At 74.1% G+C, this 19,881-nt stretch carries 12 protein-coding genes; 6 read left to right on the top strand and 6 right to left on the bottom strand.

The features are described 5' to 3' along the window. Positions 1-85 precede the first annotated feature (85 nt). The 3 genes from ACFVIM_RS19670 to ACFVIM_RS19660 all read right to left on the bottom strand — a co-directional run bounded on the left by ACFVIM_RS19670 (position 86) and on the right by ACFVIM_RS19660 (position 5,360). Positions 86-1,873 (bottom strand): LCP family protein, encoded by a 1,788-nt coding sequence (locus ACFVIM_RS19670; protein ID WP_384302853.1) that lies wholly within the window; start codon positions 1,871-1,873, stop codon positions 86-88. 266 nt (positions 1,874-2,139) lie between these two features. Continuing rightward, positions 2,140-3,627, bottom strand: coding sequence for an LCP family protein (locus ACFVIM_RS19665; RefSeq protein WP_384302855.1), 1,488 nt, complete (start codon positions 3,625-3,627; stop codon positions 2,140-2,142). 980 nt (positions 3,628-4,607) lie between these two features. Then, positions 4,608-5,360, bottom strand: coding sequence for a TIGR03089 family protein (locus ACFVIM_RS19660; RefSeq protein ID WP_384302851.1), 753 nt, complete (start codon positions 5,358-5,360; stop codon positions 4,608-4,610). Positions 5,361-5,519: 159 nt separating this feature from the next. On the opposite strand from ACFVIM_RS19660, the gene ACFVIM_RS19655 reads away from it, so the two are divergent. The 3 genes from ACFVIM_RS19655 to ACFVIM_RS19645 all read left to right on the top strand — a co-directional run bounded on the left by ACFVIM_RS19655 (position 5,520) and on the right by ACFVIM_RS19645 (position 9,565). After that, positions 5,520-6,977, top strand: a complete 1,458-nt coding sequence (locus ACFVIM_RS19655) for an N-acetylmuramoyl-L-alanine amidase (protein WP_384302849.1) — start codon at positions 5,520-5,522, stop codon at positions 6,975-6,977. 223 nt (positions 6,978-7,200) lie between these two features. Then, positions 7,201-8,283 (top strand): sugar phosphate nucleotidyltransferase, encoded by a 1,083-nt coding sequence (locus ACFVIM_RS19650; protein ID WP_384302847.1) that lies wholly within the window; start codon positions 7,201-7,203, stop codon positions 8,281-8,283. Positions 8,284-8,593: 310 nt separating this feature from the next. Continuing rightward, a complete protein-coding gene (locus ACFVIM_RS19645) occupies positions 8,594-9,565 on the top strand; it encodes a DNA-3-methyladenine glycosylase family protein (protein ID WP_384302845.1) in 972 nt (323 codons plus the stop codon). A gap of 27 nt (positions 9,566-9,592) precedes the next feature. Here ACFVIM_RS19645 and ACFVIM_RS19640 read toward each other — a convergent pair whose 3' ends face one another. From ACFVIM_RS19640 to ACFVIM_RS19630, 3 genes are all read right to left on the bottom strand, one after another. Beyond that, the gene (locus ACFVIM_RS19640) at positions 9,593-10,912 is read right to left on the bottom strand and encodes a coenzyme F420-0:L-glutamate ligase (protein WP_384302843.1); all 1,320 of its coding nucleotides are present in this window, start codon (positions 10,910-10,912) and stop codon (positions 9,593-9,595) included. Further along, complete coding sequence (gene cofD, locus ACFVIM_RS19635; protein ID WP_384302841.1) at positions 10,909-11,865, bottom strand: 2-phospho-L-lactate transferase; 957 nt, start codon at positions 11,863-11,865, stop codon at positions 10,909-10,911. The genes ACFVIM_RS19640 and cofD overlap by 4 nt, the downstream gene beginning before the upstream one ends. 175 nt (positions 11,866-12,040) lie before the next feature. Next, entirely contained in the window at positions 12,041-12,535 is a 495-nt protein-coding gene (locus ACFVIM_RS19630; protein ID WP_384302839.1) for a cysteine dioxygenase, read from the bottom strand. 840 nt (positions 12,536-13,375) lie between these two features. Here ACFVIM_RS19630 and ACFVIM_RS19625 point away from each other — a divergent pair. The 3 genes from ACFVIM_RS19625 (at position 13,376) to ACFVIM_RS19615 (ending at position 19,825) form a co-directional block, all read left to right on the top strand. Further along, the gene (locus tag ACFVIM_RS19625; RefSeq protein WP_006348971.1) at positions 13,376-13,639 is read left to right on the top strand and encodes a WhiB family transcriptional regulator; all 264 of its coding nucleotides are present in this window, start codon (positions 13,376-13,378) and stop codon (positions 13,637-13,639) included. Between the two features lie 736 nt (positions 13,640-14,375). Then, positions 14,376-18,293 carry a glycosyltransferase gene (locus tag ACFVIM_RS19620; protein ID WP_384302837.1) on the top strand — a complete coding sequence of 1,306 codons (3,918 nt, stop codon included), beginning with the start codon at positions 14,376-14,378 and terminating at the stop codon, positions 18,291-18,293. After that, positions 18,290-19,825 (top strand): DUF5719 family protein, encoded by a 1,536-nt coding sequence (locus tag ACFVIM_RS19615; RefSeq protein ID WP_384302835.1) that lies wholly within the window; start codon positions 18,290-18,292, stop codon positions 19,823-19,825. Before ACFVIM_RS19620 ends, ACFVIM_RS19615 begins: the two co-directional genes overlap by 4 nt. Positions 19,826-19,881 lie beyond the last annotated feature (56 nt).

Genomic DNA, 19,881 nt, shown 5'->3' with positions numbered 1-19,881 from the left:
GCCCCGGGCAGGGCCCGGAGCCGGCGGTTCGTTCTGGGTGCGGGACCGCCGTCCGCCGCGGGCGCGTACCCGCGGCGGCGCGCCCTCACTTGGCGCAGACCTGCTTGTCCGCCTCGACCTTCTGAACGCCCGCCGGGGCCTTCGCCGGTCCCGTTATCGGCACGCCCGCGCCCTTGAAGTCGGCGCCGAGGGTGAGGGTCATGGAGTCCAGCTCACCGGCCGGGGTGGTGCCCTGCTTGAGCGCCGTGGCGGGCAGCCCCATCAGATCGGCGACCTTACGGGCCTGGTCGGCCTGGTTCGGCGCGAACTCCAGCTGGGTCTTGGCGAGCTTCTCGGGGGCGTTGCCCTCGTTGCTGGACTTGGCCACGCCCTGCTCCAGCTGGAGCCAGCGCAGGGTGCTCAGGGCCACGCCCCGGGTCTCGCTGCCGTTGAGGACCTTCACCCTGACCTCGGAGGGCTCGGCGCGCGGGCCCTTGAGCAGCCCGGCCTGCGCCGCCTTGGCCGCCTTCGCCTTCTGCTCCACCTCGGTCAGCGAGGTGTCGTTCTGGATCATGGCGAAGAGGGGGCGCGCCTGCTCCTCGTTGAGCCGCACGGTCGCGCGGTCGGGGTTGTCCAGCACGGGCACGGTGGTGAAGGTGATGTTCTTCGGGTTCACCTTCGCCAGCTCCAGCGCGAGCGTCTGGAGCTTGCTGATGCTGCCTATCCCGGTGTCGACCGTCAGCGCGCTGGTCGCGGCCTCGGCCAGGTCCCACAGTTTGGCCGGGTTGGTGAGGGTGTCGCCCGACTTCATCTTGCGGATCAGCGAGCTGAGGAACTGCTGCTGGATCTCGATCCGGCTCAGATCGCTGCCGTGGCCCACCGACGACCGGGTGCGGACGAAGGCGAGCGCCTGCTCGCCCTGGATGTTGTGGGTGCCCGCCGGAAGGTTGAGCTTGGACTTGACGTCGTTGATGTCCTTGGCGAGACAGACCGGGACGCCGCCGACCGCCGTCGACATCGTCTTGACGGCGTTGAAGTCGGCCATCATGAAGTGGTCGACCTCTATCCCGGTCAGCTCCTTGACCGAGCGCATGGTGCAGCCCGGGTCGCGTCCGAACTGGCCGAGGCTCTCGTTGAAGCGGACGTTCGGGGTGCCGGGGATGACCTTCGTATCGCCGTCCGTCTTGGTCTCGCAGTCCGGGATGTCCATCACCAGGTCGCGCGGGATGGAGAGCGCGGTGGCGTTGGTGCGGTCCTTGGAGACATGGAAGAGGATCGTGGTGTCGGCGTGACCGGCGCTGTTCTTGTCGCCGTAAGCGCCATTGCCCTTGCCGGTCCGCTTGTCGGTGCCGATGACCAGGATGTTGACGGCCTGGTCCTTCTTGAAGCCGCCGGAACCCGCGCCCGCGACGTCCACCGTGGAGAGGTTGGACTCGAAGTGCTGGTAGACGAGGTAGGCACCGATCCCGCCCGCGACGAGGACGAAGGCGAGCGTGCCGCCGGTCCACATCAGGGCCTTCTTCTTCCGGTTCGCGGCGGGCTTCCGCTTACGGCGGCCCGCGCCCGGCGGCTGGCCCCCGGAGGCGTCACCCGCGTGGCGTGAGCGCTGTGCCGGGACCTCCCGGCCGGGCGCCCCCGCGCGGCGGCCCTGCTGCCCCGGGGCGCGGTGCTCGGGTGAGCGCGGGCCCGGGGCGCGGTGACCGCCGTGATTCACCGGCGGTGCCGCGGGATCCCGGGGTGGTGGGGTGGCACCGTCTCTGGACGAAGAGGTCGCAGCGGAGGGCTGCGCTGGAGGTTGGTCCAGTCGCAGTTCGTAACTGCCGGTCTGCGGGTTGAGCACCCACTGGTCAGCGGGGTCGACACTGTCGCCCCGCCCACGGCTCTGCGCATCCACGGTTGTTTGAGTCCTCCGTCGCTGCCACGCAATGCGCCTCCCCCGAAGGGCGCTCGGTCACTCGGTCCGGCGAGATGATGAACGGCGCGGAATCGATGACCAGATCGCGCCACACTATCCGCCTCATTCAGGTTGGTGCGAGGTCCGTGACGCATTCCACGTCGCTTACACCCGGGCATTCCACCCAATATGTCTGGAGAGCCAACCGGGGTTTGGTCATTGCTTTACCCGTGGGCCCGCTCGGGAGTGTCGTCGACGTCGCGCCCCTAGGCACAGGTGTCCGCCGATGCCCGTGTCCCCGAGAACGCCGGATCCGGGGTGGAGCCGGTGGTGGCCGGGGCGCTCTCCGCGGACGCGGACGCCGACGCCGACGAGGACGGCGACGGGGCCGACAGGGCCGACGACGCCGACGGCCGGGGCGCCGCCTGGGACGTCGGCTCGGCGGCCGGGCTACGGTCCGGTGCGGTCGGCCGGGCTCCAGGTGCGGCGTCCGGGCTGCCACTGGCTCCACTGGCTCCGTCGGCGGAGCCGCTCGCCGAGGGGATCACCGTCACGGAGGTGTCCTCGCGCACCTGTGTGAAGAGCTGTTCCGCGGCGGGCTGCACCAATTCGTCCCGGTTGGGGTTGAGTCGATACGGCTGCCGGGGCACGGTCAGAAAGCGCACCTGGTCGGTCGGGACGCTCTGGACGGACCGGGCCAGGTCATAGAGGTCGCTGAGCGAGTTCAGCCCGGGGTCGGTGGTGAGCGAGCGGGTCGCCGCGTCCAGCACCGGATAGAGCCGGGTCGGATTGAGCAGCACCCCACTGCTCTGCACCTCCTCCACCAGCGCGGCGAGGAAGTCCTGCTGGCGGCCGATGCGCTCGGTGTCGCTGCCGTCGCCGACGCTCTTGCGCACCCGGACGAAGCCGAGGGCGTCCTCCCCGTCGAGCTTCTGCCACCCGGCGGGCAGGTCCAGCCGCGCGTCACGGTCCTGGATGGCGCGGTCCAGGCACATCTCCACCCCGCCGACGGCGTCGACGATCTTCGTGAAGCCGTGGAAGTCGATGACGATGTGGTGGTCGATCCGCACCCCGGTCATCCGCTCGACGGTACGGATGGCACAGGCGGCGCCGCCGAACTCGAACGCCCAGTTGAACTGGGCGAACTGCTCCCGGGTGCGGCCCTCGCCGCCATCGGTGCGGCGGCAGGCGGGAATGGTGACCATCAGGTCGCGCGGGATGGAGATGGCCGTCGCGCTCTGCCGGTCGGCGGCGATGTGGAGCAGGATCGTGGTGTCGGCGCGCTGTGAGCCGCCGTCGTCGCGGCCGTACTTGCGGTTGCCCTTGCCGGAGCGGCTGTCCGAGCCGAGCAGCAGGATGTTCTTGGCGTCCATCACGATCGGTGTCGGACGCTCCTGCTCATAGGTCCTCAACTCGGCGGCGGCCGTGGTGTCGGTGGTGATGTTGCTGTCGAGCTTCCGGTAGAACCACCAGGCCACCCCGGCGGCGGCCAGGACGACGAGCGAGGTGCCGAAGGCCACCCAGCGGATGACCCGGCGCCTGCGGGTGCGGCGGGGGCGGGGAGCGGGAGGCGCGTCACCCGGCGTGTCATCAGGCTTGGTGGCGGGCTTGGTGACCGGTTCGGTGGCGGGTTCGGTGGCCGGTGGTGCCGTGGTGCCGGATGGGGCGGGGTGGTCGTCGCCCCCGGGCTCCGCCGCGGCGGCGGGCCCGGGATCAGGGTCGGTGGTGGAGGCGGGGTCGGTGCCGTCGGATATCCCGGACGGCCCGGGTATCGCGCCGGTCCCGGATATACCGGGCGCCCCGGGCTCGGGGGCGGGGGCCGGTATCGCGGCCTCGGCGGGCTTCCGGGCCGTGGTGGCTTCCCCCGCGCTCTCCGGGGCGATGGCTGCCTGTGTGTCCGCGTCCGTGCCTGTGCCTGTACCGGCGTCTGTGCCTGCGCCCGCGCCCGCGTCCGTGCCTGTGTCCGTGCCGGCGTCCGCGTCCGGCTGAGGGGCGGTGCCCTGTGCGGGCCGCTCATTGCGGGGGCCGTCGGCGTCACCCTCGGCGGAGGCCGTGTCCGGGGCCTCGACGCCGGGCGCCGCGGTGTCCGGGGAGCGCCGCTGCGCGGGCACGGCGGGGCCGTCGCCGTCCGGCGTGGTGCCCTCGTCCGCCAGGGGGCGGGACGACGGGCCGGTCTCAGCGTCCACGGTCGCCGAATCCATGGCGTACGGGGAGCCTTTGAGGTTCTTGGAGTCCTTGAGGTTCTTGGGGTGCTCGCGCTCGTCCCCGGCCCGGCCGTCGGAGCCGGTCGGAGTGCCGGCACTGTCGGTCACGTCTGTGTCCATCCTTCAAGCCGTCAGCGGCGCGCTGGACCGCCGATCTCAGGACTAGACGGCTGAACATCGCGCATGGTTGTGCGGGGAATCACGTGTATCACCGATCATGCCAACGGAGTTGGGGCGGGGATGCGGGCACCCCCACCCCCAGGGCGTCACGCGGCATCGCGCGGAGGTTCGTTGACGGATCCGGAGCGGCCCCACGGAGAGTTCCACGGCACTTCCCGGCAGGGGAGCCGGGGAGGAACCGTGTGGCGGGCCCGGGTGAATCCTCGCAGCAGCCCGGGTGTGATTCCGCGAGGAATCCGGCGGGCGCCGGGGAGAACCCGGAGAAAAATCCCGGACATGCCGTGGAGGTGCTGTGGTGACCTCCGCCGCACCCCCGCGACCCGCTGGGGTGCGGCGGGCCGACGCCCTGGTCAGAGCACGGTGTTGGTGACCCGTTCGCTCGCGACCCGCTGGCTCAGACCCTCGGGGGAGAGCTGGTCGAGATGGCGGCAGAGCACCACCGAACCCCGGGTCGCCAGCGGGGTGAACAGCCCCGCCGACAGCCCCTCCCAGCCTCCGTAGCCGCGCCCGGTCAGCAGCCGGGCGCCGTCGGCGAGCCCGAGCGCGGCGGCGTCCTCGCGGGCCCGGTCCACCACCTCCGTACCGCTCAGGGTCCGGCCGTCGACGGTCAGCGCGGGCGCGGCGGGATCCACCGGGACGTACGGGGCGAACTGGTCGCCCTGGCCGGGCACCTCGACCGCGTAGTCCAGGAAGCCGACGGGGGTCTGCGGGAACCGGCCGCCCAGCGGGCGCAGCGCCAGCGCCACCCGCTCCCCGGAACAGGCCCGCGCCTCCTCCAGCGTGTCCGGGCCGCTGACGACGAGATCGGCGTCAGCGGCCTCGCCCCCGATCTCCACGGTCACCCCGACCGAGGAACAGGCGAGCAGCCAGACGGCGCTCTGCCAGTGCGCGGGCAGCAGCAGCGCCAGCCGGTCACCGGGCTCGGCGGCGAGATCGCCCTGGAGCAGATTGGCCGTCTTGGCCACCCAATTGGCGAAGGTGGCGACGGACAATTCGACGCGCTCACCGGTGGCGTCGTCGTAGAAGGTGATCAAAGGGCGCCCGGGATCCGTGGCGAGCGCGGATCGCAGCAGGTCGGCGGGGGTACGGTCGCTGGAGTTCACCGGCCACAGGGTACGCCGGGCCGGGGGTCGCCCCACCGCCGTACCGGTGACGGGGTCCTCCGGTCGGGGTGAAGCGCCCTGGTCCATCCGGAGGGCGTTGCGGATGGTTCCGCCGCGTTCCGGCGCGCGGAGTCGGCGGCGGCACGCTCCCATATCGCTATGCGTGGATATCTGGCTTCCTCGATAACCGCCGCGGCCTGCGCCGCGCTCGTCCTTCCCCTGGCCCTGCCGTCCGGGGCGCAGGCGGCACCGGAGCGTCCGACGGCCGTTCCGGTCCCCGGCATACCGCCCGACGGCCCAGCGTCCACGGGCCGGTCCGACGACTCAGCCCAGACCCCGGCCGCCGCCAGCCCGGCCGACGCTCCGGCTTCCGACACCCCGGCCGCCGACTCGGACACCACCCCGGCCGCAACCTCAGCCGACGCTCCGGGTTCCGACACCCCGGCCGATGGCCTCAAGGCCACCCCCGGCGTCCCGGGCTCCACCCAGTCGCTCCCCCTCACCCCCCGCACCCGCGCCCCCGCGCCCGGCGGCGAGCGCGTGCTGCGCACCACGGACGTGACCCCCTTCTCGCTGGCCGGGGTGGTCTGGCCGGACCCCGACGCCGAACTGCGCGGTACCGTCCGCGTCCGTACCCGCTCCGCCGCCACCGGCCGCTGGTCCCTGTGGCAGAGCGTCGAGACCCACCAGCACGAGCACGGCGCCGACCCCGACACCCGGGAACGGCGGCGCCCGGTCCGGGGGGCGACCGCGCCGCTCTGGGTCGGCCCCTCCGACGCGGTGGAGGTACGGGTGCGCCCCGCGGCCGGGAAGCGGCTGCCGACGGGGCTCCGGCTCGATCTGGTGGACCCGGGGGAGGCGTCCGCCCCGGCCGGGCGGGGACTCGCGGTCCTGCCCGCCTCGGCCGCCCCGCGCCGGACGACGGCGGCGCCGCAGGCCCGTACCGTCCGGGCGGCCACAGCCCGGACAGCCAAGGCAAAGACCAAGACCAAAGCCAAGGCCGCCCCCTTTGTCGGCCCCCGCCCCCGGATCGTCACCCGCAAGGGCTGGGGCGCCAACGAGTCCCTGCGCCAACGCGGTTTCGTCTACACCCAGAAGGTCAAGGCCGCCTTCGTCCACCACAGCGCCACCGGCAACGGCTACACGTGCAACCAGACTCCCTCCGTCCTCCGCGGTATCTACCGCTACCACGTCGTGAGTAGCGGCTGGCGCGATATCGGCTACAACTTCGCCGTCGACAAGTGCGGGAACATCTACGAGGGCCGGGCGGGTGGCGTGGGCAGGCCGGTCCTCGGTGCCCACACCCTCGGGTTCAACCGCAACAGCATGGGCATCGCGGTCATCGGCACCTACAGTCGCACCACCCCACCGGCCGCGGCGGTGAACGGAGTGGCCCGGCTGACCGCCTGGAAGATCGGGCTCGACCAGGGCAACCCCCGCGGCAAGACCACGCTGACCTCGGGCGGCAGCGGCAAACACCGCAAGGGGAAGAAGGTGCGCTTCAACGTCATCTCCGGTCACCGGGACGGCTTCAGCACCGACTGCCCCGGCACCCGGCTCTACAAGAAGCTCCCCGCGACGCGCAGCGCCTCCGCCCGGCTGCAAGGACGTGGCTGACCGGTACCGGTGGCCCGGGTCCGCCCGGCGGCGGCGGCCCGTACCTGGGCCGTACCGCCGGCCTGCGCCCGACCCGTACCGGTAAGGCGTACCGGTTCCACCGCCGGTGCATAAACTGACCGATCTCGAACGATTGATCCCACGCGGGATCCGGCGGCCCCCTGGCCCCGCGGTCCCGTGGACGGTCCCCACCCGCTCCGGAGCAGGAAGCAGAGACGACACGGTGACAGAAGCGATCCTCCTGGTCGGCGGCAAGGGCACCCGCCTGCGTCCGCTCACCGTCAACACGCCGAAGCCGATGGTCCCGGCGGCGGGCGTCCCCTTCCTCACCCACCAGCTCGCCCGCGCGCGAGCGGCGGGCGTGGAACACATCGTGCTCGCGACCTCCTATCTCGCGGAGGTCTTCGAGCCGTACTTCGGCGACGGCTCCGCGTTCGGGCTGAGCCTGGAGTACGTCACGGAGGTGGAGCCGCTCGGCACCGGCGGCGCGATACGCAACGTCGCCGACCGGCTCCACTCCGGCCCGGACGATCCCGTCCTCATCTTCAACGGGGACATCCTCACCGGCCTGGACATCCGGGCCCTGGTCGCCACCCACCAGGACTCCGGCGCCGATGTCTCCCTCCATCTGACCCGGGTGCCCGACCCGAGGGCCTTCGGTCTCGTCCCCACCGACGGCACCGGCCGGGTCACGGCCTTCCTGGAGAAGCCGCAGACCCCCGAGGAGATCGTCACCGACCAGATCAACGCGGGCGCCTATGTCTTCCGCCGCTCGGTCATCGACACCATCCCCGCCGGGCGCCCGGTCTCCGTGGAGCGGGAGACCTTCCCCGGCCTGCTCAGCGCCGGGGCCCATCTCCAGGGCATGGTGGACTCGACGTACTGGCTCGACCTCGGCACGCCCATGGCGTTCATCCGGGGCTCCGCCGATCTCGTCCTCGGACGGGTGCCCTCCCCGGCGGTGCCGGGGCGGCGGGGCGACCGGCTGGTCCTGGAGTCGGCGAGCGTCGCGCCCGACGCCAAGCTGACCGGCGGCACGGTGGTCTGCGAGGGGGCGACCGTCGCGCCGGGGGCGCGGATCGACGGCAGTGTGATCCTGCGCGGGGCGGTGGTGGAGGAGAACGCGGTGATCTCCTCCTCCCTGGTCGGCTCGGGCGCGCGCGTGGGCGCGCGCACCACGCTCCGGGAGACGGTCATCGGGGACGCGGCCTTCGTCGGCCCCGACAACGAGCTGCGCGACGGCGCCCGCGTCTGGTGCGGCGCCCGTCTCCCCGCCGCCTCCGTCCGCTTCTCCTCGGACCTGTAGACCTTCAGCCGCCCGCCCCCGCCGTCGTCCACCGCGGGGGCGGTCCGGCGTTACGGGAGACACCAGGGCACACGCGGGAGCACCGACGGACCACGCGGGGCCACGACGAGGCCACGCGGGGCCACGACGGACCACGGCGAGGTACGCGCGACCACGGCGAGGTACGCGCGACCACGGACGCCGCTCGCGCCAGGAGCGGCGGGCCCGGATCGCCTACCCTCGAAAGCCCGGGCGCGAAAGGTGGTCGAGAGTTCCCCCCCAGTCCCGCCCCGGTCCAGCCCCCAGCCCAGCCCCCTCCGAGTGAGGACCCGTGTCAGGCCGCTTCGTCTCCCGCCGCACCACCACGCCCGGCGCGCGCACCAGCCCCGAGGCGGGACCCGCCCGCACCCGGGTCTGGACCCCGCCCGCCCCCGTGGACCTGGGTCTCACCCTCGGCCCGCTGCGCCGGGGTCCGGCCGACCCCACCTTCCGGACCGCGCCCGACGGCACGTTCTGGCGGGCCAGCCGCACCCCCGAGGGCCCCGGCACCCTCTGTCTGGCGGCGCGGGGCGCGTCGGTGGAGGCCCGTGCCTGGGGGCCGGGCGCGGAGTGGCTGCTGGCGGGGACCCCGGCGCTGCTGGGCGCGGAGGACGAGCCGGAGTCCTTCACCCCGCGCCACCGGCTGGTCGCGCTGGCCCGTCACCGCAGCCCGGGGCTCCGGCTGACCCGGACCGGTCTGGTGCTGGAGTCGCTGATCCCCTCCGTACTGGAGCAGAAGGTCACCACGGACGAGGCGTACCGCGCCTGGCGGCTGCTGCTGTGGCGCCATGGCGAACCCGCCCCGGGGCCGGCCCCCCGGATGCGGGTCATGCCGGATCCGCGCGGCTGGGCGCTGATCCCCTCCTGGGAGTGGCACCGCGCGGGCGTCGACGACAAGCGGGCCGCCACGATCGTGCGCGCGGCGCGGGTCGCGCGACGGCTGGAGGAGGCGGCGTCGATGGCCCCGGAGGAGGCGATGGCCCGGCTGGAGCTGGTGCCCGGGATCGGGCCGTGGACCTCGGCGGAGACGGTCCAGCGCAGCAATGGCGCTCCGGACGCCCTCACGCTCGGCGATCTGCATCTGCCCCGGATCGTCGGCTACGCCCTCGCGGGCGACCGGGACGCCGATGACGCCACGATGCTGGAGCTGCTCACCCCGTACGCGGGCCAGCGCCACCGGGCCGCCCGGCTGATCCTGCTCGGCGGCCGGGTCCCGCCGCGCCGCACGCCGAAGATGCCCCGCGTGGACATCGGCCTCCTGTAGGTGGCGGGGAGAACCCCGCCACCCAGGTCACCGCACCGTCAGGAAGTCCTCCGCGTCCCGCGCCGCCCGTGCCACGGGCGCCGCCGCCGCGTGCCCGACCGCGACCGCGCCCATGGGGTCCCACTCCTGCGGCAGCGCCAGCACCTTCCGTACGACGTCACGGCAGAACATCGTGGACGACACCCACGCCGACCCCAGCCCCTCCCCGGCCAGGGCGACGAGGAAGTTCTGTACGCCCGCGCCGGTGGCGACCACGAACATCTCGCGCTCGGCGGTGTCCCGGCGTTCGTCGCCGTAGTGGTGGGAGCCGTCCATGACCAGGCAGGGGACGACGAGGTAGGGGGCGCGGCGCAGGACCTCGCCGCGCCGGATCCGTCGGGCGATGGACTCCTCCGGCTTGCCGTCGCGGCGCAGATCGGCGATCCAGGCGTCGCGCATGGCGTCGAGGAGGTCGGTCCTGGCGGCCGGGGACTCCAGCAGCACGAACCGCCACGGTGTGGTGTGGTGCGGCGCGGGCGCGGTGACGGCGGCGGCGACGGCGCGCCGTACGGCGGCCGGGTCGACCGGCGCTTCGGTGAAGGAGCGGACGGTGCGCCGCTGGGTCACCGCCTCCCGTACCGCCTCGGACGTCCCCAGCCGGAAGAGGTCCTCGGCGGCGGGCCGCACCAGGGCGCGGGCGTCGGGCCCGTCCGCGACGAGATGGCCGAGCCCGCGCACCACGGCCACCGGGAGCCCGGAGGTCTTGCCCTTGACCAGGTCACCGGCGGCGGCCAGTTCATCGGCGACGGCGACGACGGTGGCGTTCAGCGGGTTGCCGTGGGCGTCGGTGCCACCGCGCAGATCGTCCAGGACGCGGACGCCCGCCGCGCCGATGGCGACATCGGTCAGGCCCTGGCGCCAGGGCCGCCCGAAGGTGTCGGTGACGATCACGCCGACGTCCACCCCGAGCGCGGTCCGCAGCCCCTCGCGCAGGGCGCGGGCGGAGGCGTCGGGGTCCTCGGGCAGCAACAGCACCGTGCCCGCGGCGGTGTTGGAGGCGTCCACCCCGGCGGCGGCCATCACCAGCCCCTGCCGGTTCTCCACCACCCGCAGGGGGCCGCGGCGGGCCACGACCCGTACGGTCTCCGCGTCTATGGCGGCCTCGCGGTCGTCGGCGGTGAGGATCCGCCCCTCCGCCTTGCTCATGATCTTCGAGGTGACCAGGAGGATGTCACCGTCGAGGAGTTCGGGCCCGGCGGTGGCGATCAGCTTGGCGAGGTCGTCGCCCGGCCGCACCTCCGGCATCCCGGGCACGGCCCGTACCGAGAAGCCCGCCCCGGCCGGACCGATGACGCCGTTCGCGCTCACGCCCGGACCTCCTCGGCCAGCGCCAGCGCCTGCCGCGCCATCTCGGCCGTCGCCTCCGCGTCCGTCATCATCAGCGGTACGGCGCGGCAGCGGATCCCGGCGGCCTCCACCTCGGCGACGGCCTTCTCGTCGACCGTGTCCACCAGCCAGCCGTCGAGCAGCCCGGAGCCGTAGTGCGCGGCGACGGCGGCGGCCGTGGCCTCCACCCCGACCGCCGCGAGCACCTTGTCCGCCATCCCGCGCACGGGCGCGTCCCCGACGATGGGGGAGAGCCCCACCACCGGCACCCCGGCCTCGGCGATCGCCTCGCGGATCCCGGGCACGGCGAGGATGGTGCCCACGCTGACCACCGGGTTGGACGGCGGGAAGAGCACGACATCGGCCGCGGCGATGGCCTCCAGCACCCCGGGCGCGGGCTTGGCCTGCTCGGCGCCGACGGGCACCACCGCCTCGGCGGGCACGGCGGCCCGCAGCTTCACCCAGTACTCCTGGAAGTGGATGACCTTCCGCGCACCGTCGATCTCGACGGCGACATGGGTCTCGACGCGGTCGTCGGACATGGGCAGCAGCCGTACGCCGGGCTGCCAGCGGGTGCACAGGGCCTCCGTCACCGCGCTGAGCGGATATCCGGCGGCGAGCATCTGGGTCCGCACGATGTGGGTGGCGAAGTCCCGGTCGCCGAGACCGAACCACTCCGGCCCCACGCCATAGGCCGCGAGTTCCTCCTTGACGGTGAAGCTCTCGTCCCTGCGCCCCCAGCCCTGCTCCTCGTTGATGCCACCGCCGAGGGTGTACATCACGGTGTCGAGGTCGGGACAGACCTTCAGTCCGAAGAGATGGATGTCATCGCCGGTGTTGCCGATCACCGTGATGTCCGCGTCGGGCGCGGCCCCCTTGAGGCCGCGCAGGAACCGCGCGCCGCCGATACCGCCTGCCAGAACCACAATGCGCATGGGAGGAGTCTCTCAGGCCCCGCGCGATCGTTTCGGCGCCGGTACGCGCCCGCCGCCGGTCCACGGGTACGCGCCCGCTCCGGTCATCCGTACGGGGACGGGCTCGCCGCCCTCGTACGGACACGACCCGGGGCCGTGACCCCGGCGAAGCGGTCACGGCCCCGGTGAGCGGGCCTCACACGGCCACGGTGTCCCGTGTGCTGGGGACGCACCGTGCGGAGTGCATCGGCATCTCGGTCAGCCCCGGGAAGTAGACATGGAGGGAGACGGCTCCCTCCAGGGCGTCATTGACCACTTCGTGCGCGTAGCCGGGGGCGAAGACGCGCTGGGCGCCGGGGCCCAGGACGCGGGTGGCGCGGGGGGTGTGCTCGGTGAGGACGCCGTCGAGGACGGTCAGTACCCCGGAGGAGGGGCCGTGGTCATGGAGACCGCTGCGCTGGCCGGGCACCCAGGACAGGAGCCACGCCTCGTACCCCGGCCCGGTGCGCAGCCGGTGGTACCAGCGGGTGGTGGCGTCGTACCGCACCAGGGGTGCCCACTGGTCGCGGTCCCCGGCGATGGAACGGGCGAGACCGACGAAGTCGGCCACGGTGCTCGGCCGCTCGGCCGGGGGCTGGAGGAGGTGCTGGACGGAAAGGATGTCACCGGCGATCTGGAGGTCGCTGTTCATGTGCGGGAGTTCCTCAGCGGATTTCGCGGACGACCGCGAAGGCGGAAGCGGATGGGGCCGCGCGGGGAAGAGGGTGGCGCGACCACGGAGAGCTGCCATGCGAAAGAGATCGTGGAACGAGACCGCTGGGCGGCTGGAGGCTTCGAGGAGCCGGATCAGCTAGCGCATCGACAGCTAGGAACAGCAACAGTGACAGCGACAGCGCGTCTGGACAGCGCTGTGAAGCCCGCGTGCACGGGTCGCGGGGGGCGCTGAGGGCACTGACATGCGACCCACGGTGACGGGTGCGCCGGTTTCATGTCAACTCGCTGATCGGTCTGGCGGCAATGTTTCACTCATCCGGCTACGGCGAGCGGAGAAAGGTTTGTGCTCCTCTCTGACCGGAGACATGGCGCAGCAACCGTGCTGGGCCGCGGCTTTCGCGCGTTAAAGGGAGCGACCGCGCGGTCCCTATCGGCGCGGCCCCGCGGCCGGACTGTGATCCGGATCGCTTCAGTGGCTGGATCGCAACAAGATCGAACCGTGCGTCGTCCCTTCCTGTGCGGAGCCCGTACGGAGCCCATGGTGGACGTTCGACGTGGTTCGCCAGGGAGCTCCCGATCAGCCCCTTATGGGAAGGAGCGATGCGAATGAGCGGCGATACACCCGAGGGAAGTGTCAGGTTTTTGGTGATTTGAACACTTTCCGCATAGCCTTGGTTCCGCAGAGTGAATACGGGGCCCGCTAGCAGATCTCGGCTTGACTGGCCTGGATCCACGCACTTGTAATTTCACTCGTGTCGTTTGGCCGAAACCCATCACGGCAGCATCACGGGGACGCACAGACAGACGAGGGGCGCAGATGACCGAGCTGTTCGAACAACTGCTGGTCGAGGACGCGGACGACGAAATCGGCTGGCAGGAGCGCGCGTTGTGCGCCCAGACCGATCCCGAGTCCTTCTTCCCTGAAAAGGGCGGGTCGACCCGTGAGGCGAAAAAGGTCTGCCTGGCCTGTGAAGTCCGCTCGGAATGCCTGGAGTACGCGCTGGCGAACGACGAGCGATTCGGTATCTGGGGCGGGCTCTCGGAGCGGGAGCGCCGCCGCCTGAAGAAGGCCGCTGTCTGACGGCCCGGCAGCCGGACGTTCGGCCCCCGCCCCCGCGCGGGGTATGCCGGTTGTCCGCGGCTGGGGAGCGGGGGATGAGTCCGGCGCCGGGCCCGTATCCGGCTCGCGCGGGGGCTGGGCCCGGCGGCCCCGCCGCCACCGCCCGCCGCGGTCAGGCTCCGCGGCGCGCGTGGGGCCCGGAACTCCCCGTGCGAGGGCGCCGGTTCCGCCGGGCGGGCGGAGGACCGTCCTCGGGCGGGCGCGCGGGACGGTGCTCAGGGCCCACCGCGTGCGTACGGTGACCGCCGCGCGGGGGACGGGCGGAGGCGGCGGTGTCCGGCCGGGCACGGCGCGGACGGCGAGGTGTGACGGCGCGGACGGCGCGGTAACGCGCGGGGAAGGCCCAGCGACCAGGAGCCCCCGGCCCTCTCCCGCATCTCGGCCTCTCCCGGCTCCCTCCGTGTCTTCGGTGCTCGCGGTGCCTTCACAGTGCCTTGAGTGCTTTCAGTGGCCTCGGGGCCTCCGGGCCACCGCCACCGGGCCGGGCGCCTTGGACCCACCGCTCCAGCCGGGCCGTCACCTCGGCCCCGACCCGGCCGTCACCACCGCCCAACCGGGCCGACACCGGGGCCCGTACGCGGCGGGCGCCGACCCGGGAGCGGACGGCGCGCCCACGCCCAAGCGTTAGTGTGGGGCCCCGTCCCAGACGCTCCAGCGCCCCCGATGGGGCGCCCCCGGCCGGAGGGCCCGTACCCCCATGTCCGCCACCACCGCCGCGCCCGGCACCGCGCACTCACCACAGCCCCCGGAGTTCCCCCGGCACGTCGTGACCGCCGTCCTCGTCGCCCACGACGGCGCGCGCTGGCTCCCCGACGTCCTCGCCGGACTCCTGGAGCAGACCCGCCCCGTACAGAACGCCGTCGCCGCCGACACCGGCAGCGGCGACGCGTCGGCGGCCCTGCTGGCGCGGGCGCTCGGCCCGGACCGGGTGCTCCATCTGGCGCGGCGGACCGGGTTCGGCGCCGCCGTCGAGGAGGCCGCCCGCACGGCGCCCGTGCTCACGCCCCAGGACCTGCCCTATCTCCGGCGGCCCAGCGCCTGGGACCCGGCGACCCGCAGCTGGCGGGACGACGCCTACGACCTGCCCGACCTGCCCCACGGCGAGCCCGTCCAGTGGCTCTGGCTGCTCCATGACGACAGCGCGCCCGAGCCCGAGGCCCTCGCCGAACTCCTGCGCGTCGTCGACACCGACCCCCACACCGCGATCGTCGGCCCCAAACTCCGTGGCTGGTACGACCGCAAGCAGCTGCTCGAAGCCGGGGTCTCCATCGCCAACAGCGGCCGCCGCTGGACCGGTCTGGACCGCCGCGAACAGGACCAGGGCCAGCACGACCAGATCCGCGCCGTCCTCTCCGTCTCCTCCGCCGGGATGCTGGTCCGGCGCGATGTCTTCGAGCGGCTCGGCGGGTTCGACCGGCGGCTGCCGCTGATGCGCGACGACGTCGACCTGTGCTGGCGGGCCCACCGCGCGGGCCACCGTGTCCTCATCGCCCCCGACGCCGTCCTCCGCCACGCCGAGGCCGCCTCCCGCGAACGCCGTACGGTCGACTGCGCGGGCCGCTCGGTCGCCAGCCCCCACCGCGTCGACAAGGCGGGCGCGGTCTACACCCTGCTCACCAACGCGCGGGGCGCGGCCCTTCCGTACGTCCTCCTGCGCGTCGTCCTCGGCACCGTGCTGCGCACCCTCGCCTACCTCCTCGGCAAGGCCCCGGGGCAGGCCGTCGACGAGATCACCGGGCTCTCCGCCGTCCTGCTGCGGCCCGAGCGGATCCTCGCGGGCCGCCGGGCCCGGGGCGCGGCCGGGGCGGTGGACGCCCGGGAGCTGCGGCCCCTGTTCCCGCCGGCCGGTGCGACCATCCGCGCCACCGCCGAACAGATCGCCGCCCAGCTCGGCGCCGGACGCGACGCCGAGTCCACCGGCTCCCGCCATGGCGCGGTCGAGTCGGGACCCGGCGGCGACGACGCCGACTATCTGGAGGTCGAGCAGTTCGCCCGGCTGAAGAAGATCGCGCGCAGACCCGCGCCGCTTCTCTTCGCCGTTCTGCTCCTCGTCTCCCTCATCGCCTGCCGGGGGCTGATCGGCACCGGCGCCCTCATGGGCGGCGCGCTGCTGCCCGCGCCGCCGGACGTCTCCGGGCTCTGGTCCCGCTACGCCGACAACTGGCACGCCCTGGGCACCGGCGGCACCCAGGACGGACCGCCGTACCTCGCCGTCCTCGCCGCCCTGTCCGCGCTCTTCCTCGGCTCCACCGGGCTGGCGCTGACCGTGCTGCTGGTCTGCTCGGTCCCGCTCGCCGGGCTCTCCGCCTACTTCGCCTCCCGGCCGCTGGTCGGTTCCCGGCTGCTGCGCGCCTGGGCCGCCATCGCCTACGCCTTCCTGCCCGCCGCCACCGGCGCGCTGGCCACCGGACGCCTGGGCACCGCCGTCCTCGCCGTCCTGCTGCCGCTGATCGCCCGCGCCGCCGTCGCCGCGCACGGCCTGGGCCGGTCCGGGACCCGCGGTTCCTGGCGCGCCACCTGGGCCTACGCCCTGCTGCTGGCCATCGCCACCGCCTTCACCCCGGTCATCTGGCCGATCGCCGTCGTGCTCGGCGCCGCCGTGCTGGTGCTGCGCCGCGCCGAGATCACCGCGTACGGGCTCCGCGCCCTGGCCTCCCTCGGGACGCCGCTGCTGCTGCTCGCGCCCTGGTCGCTGACGCTGCTCACCGACCCCGCCGCCTTCCTCCGCGAGGCCGGGCTGCCGCTGGGCTCCGGCGCCGCCTCGGCGCTGGACCTGCTGGGCATCAGCCCCGGCGGACCCAAGGCCGTCGGCGGGCTCGTGCTGACCGGGATCGTCCTCGCCGCGCTCGCCGCGCTGCTGCGGCAGGAGCGGACGTTCGCCGTCCGCGCGGCCTGGGCCGCCGCCCTCACCGGACTGGTCTTCGCCGTTCTCACCAACCGGGAGGGCTGGGCCGGGCCCGCCACCCTCGTCTACGGGCTCGCGCTGCTCGCCGCCGCCGCCGTCGGCGCCGAACTGGGCCGCACCCGCGTCGCCGCGCAGAGCTTCGGCTGGCGCCAGCCCGCCGCCGTGCTCGTCGCCGTCGCCGCCGCGCTCGGCCCGGTCCTGGCCGCCGTCAGCTGGATGGTCAGCGGCGCGGCGGGCCCGCTGGAGCGCCGCGACCCCATCCAGGTGCCCGCCTTCGTCGCCGAGGAGAGCGACACCCGCGACCAGCCCCGCACCCTCGTCCTCGGCGGCACCTCCGCCGCCCGGGTCCCGTACACGCTGGTACGGGGGTCGGGGGCCCGGCTCGGTGACGCGGAGCTGGCCCGCGCGGGCGGCGGTGACACCCGGCTCGACCGGGCCGTCGCCAACCTCGTGGCGGGCTCGGGCGCCGACCAGACCCGGGAGCTCGGCGGCTTCGCCGTCCGGTACGTCCTCGTCCGCGACGGCGCCCCGCGCCAGATCGCCCGCACCCTGGACGCCACTCCCGGACTGAGCCGGCTGAGCCAGCTCGACGGCAGCGCGCTGTGGCGGGTGGACCGCCAGGTCGCCCGCGCCACCCTCGTCCGCGAGGGGGCCGAGCCGCTGCCGGTGGCCGCCGGGCCCGTCGAGGCCGACACCGAGATCCCCACCGGCCCCGAGGGGCGCGTGCTGCGGATCGCCGACCGCGCCGACCCGGGATGGCGGGCCACCCTCGACGGCCGCGAGCTGCCCAGGACCACCGTCGACGGCTGGGCGCAGGGCTTCGAACTCCCCGGTGAGGGCGGCCGCCTCCGCCTCACCTACGACAACCCGGCCACCCACACCGCCTGGGTGTGGACCCAGGTCACCCTGGCCCTGGTCCTGGTGGTCCTCGCGCTGCCCGGCCGACGCGTCCACCCCCATGACGATCTGCCCGACCTGCCCGATCTGCCCGATCTGCCGGACCAGCTCGGCGAGCCTCTGGCGGTGCCCGGGGCGGCCGACACCACCGCCGACGGCGACTCCCGCCGCGCCCGGCGGCTGCGCGCGGCCCAGCCGGAGCCCGGGGGCGTCTCCCCGGCCCCGGCCCCCGAGGGCGCGTGGAGCCCGGGCCCCCCGCCGGAACCGGTCGCCGTCCCGGCCCCGGGGGCCATGCCCCCGGCCCAGCCCGCCGGGGCCACCGGAGCCGCCGGGCTCGCCCAGGACCCCGGCCCCGCCGGGCCACCCCCGGGCCCCCAGCCCCAGCCCCGGTCGGCCGCTCCCGCGCCACGCCCCGAACCCGCCGTCCCGCACCCCCGGGCCGAGGACACCTGGGCCGCCCCCGCCACTCCGGCCGACGCCTGGTCCCCGGCCCAGCCCGGCACCGGGTACATCCCGGCCGGGCCCCAGCCCGGAGCGCTCCCGCCCCAGCAGGCCTATCCGGAGCAGGAGGGTTCCCCGTCCTCGTACACCTCTGACGCCGCGTATCCCTCGTATGCCTCGTCCTCCTCGTACGACCCGTACGACCCGTACGACCCGTACGCGGGATACCCGGACTATGAGTCCTCCGAGCCCTACGCGTCCTATGAGGGCCATGGCGGCTACGACGGTCACGGCGGCCAGGAGCACCGTGACCCCTCCGGCGGCCAGGCCGGCCCCCGTCCCGCCGACCCGAGCCGAGGCGAGTCCGAGTGAAGCGCACCACCCTCTCCCTGATCGCCGCCGTGACCGCGCTCGCCGCCGTGACCGGGGCCGCCTCGCTCAGCGGCGGTTCCGGGGAGACGGCGGCCGGGACCGGGCCCCGGGTGCCCGTCGCGCTGCCCGTGGAGCGCTCCAGCCTGCTCTGCCCGTCGCCGGGCACGTCCGAGCTGGCGGAGACCGCGTACACCTCCGTCACCCCGGCCGCGAAAACCGCCGGAAGCACGGGAGGCGCGGGAGGCGCGGGGAGCACCGGCGGCACGGCGGCCCTGCGGCCCACCGGCGCCGCCCCCGTCGACCCCAAGAAGAAGGCCGCCCAGCAGGCCGTCGCCAAACCGCTGCTCTCGCTGACCGAACCGGGCCGCCCCGCCGCCGCGAGCGCCGACGGCGGCGACGCCCCCGCCCTCATCGGCACCGCCACCGGCCGTCTCGCCCCCGGCTGGAGCGCCCAGCAGACCACCACCGTCGCGGCGGGCGACTCCCGGGGGGTGCTCGGGATGAGCTGCACCGCCCCGGACACGGAGTTCTGGTTCCCCGGCGCCTCGACCGCCAGGGAACGCCAGGACTACATCCATCTCACCAACCCCGACGACAGCCCCGCCGTCGTCGACATCGAGCTGTACGGCAAGGGCGGCCGGCTGAAGACCATGCTCACCGAGGGCATCCCGGTCTCGGCCGTCTCCAGCTTCCCGATCCTGCTCTCCACCCTCACCGAGGAGGCGTCCCCGGACGTCACGGTCCGGGTGACGACCCGTTCGGGGCGGATCGGCGCCGTCATCCGCACCGCCGAACCCTCGGTGGGCACCGACTGGCTCACCCATACCGCTGATCCCGCCCCCACCCAGGTGCTGCCGGGTATCCCGGCCGACGCCACCTCGGTACGGCTGGTCGCCTACGCCCCGGGCGAGGAGGACGCCGAGCTGAAGGTCGAGCTGGCGGGCCCCGGCGGCCGGTTCGTCCCGCTGGGCGCCGAGTCGCTGCATCTCAAATCGGGCATGACGACCAGTCTGGAACTGAACGACGTGACCAAGGGCGAGGCGGGCTCACTGATCATCAGCCCCGCCAGTCCCTCCCGCCGTGTCCCGGTGGTCGCCGCCCTGCGCGTGGTGCGCGGCAAGGGCGACCAGCGTGAGGTCGCCTTCATCCCGGCCACGGCCGCCGTCGGCGAGCGTGCCACCGTCGCCGACAACCGGGCCAAGGGCTCCACGCTCTCCCTGACCGCCCCGACCGCCGAGGCGAAGGTCACCGTGACCGCTTCCGCCGGGACCGAGGGCGGCACCGCGGCCTCCCGTACCTACACCGTAAAGAAGGGCAGCACGCTCGCCGTCACCCCGCCGCTGCCCGCCGGACTGAAGGGTTCCTACGCCCTGACGGTGGAGACCACCGGGGGCGGCCCGGTCCACGCCTCCCGCACCCTCGCCCTCCCGGAGGATGGCATTCCGATGTTTACGATCCAGCCGCTCCCCAACGACGGCGGCATGGTCGCGGTCCCGACCACCCGTCAGGACCTCTCGGTACTGACGGACTGACGGGCGACCCGTCAGCGGCGGCGAGACAAGAAGGGCCCGGCTCATCCGATGAGCCG

The sequence above is a fragment of the Streptomyces sp. NPDC057638 genome (assembly GCF_042800315.1).
Taxonomy (GTDB): domain Bacteria; phylum Actinomycetota; class Actinomycetes; order Streptomycetales; family Streptomycetaceae; genus Streptomyces.
This window is presented reverse-complemented; position numbering and strand designations above follow the sequence as displayed.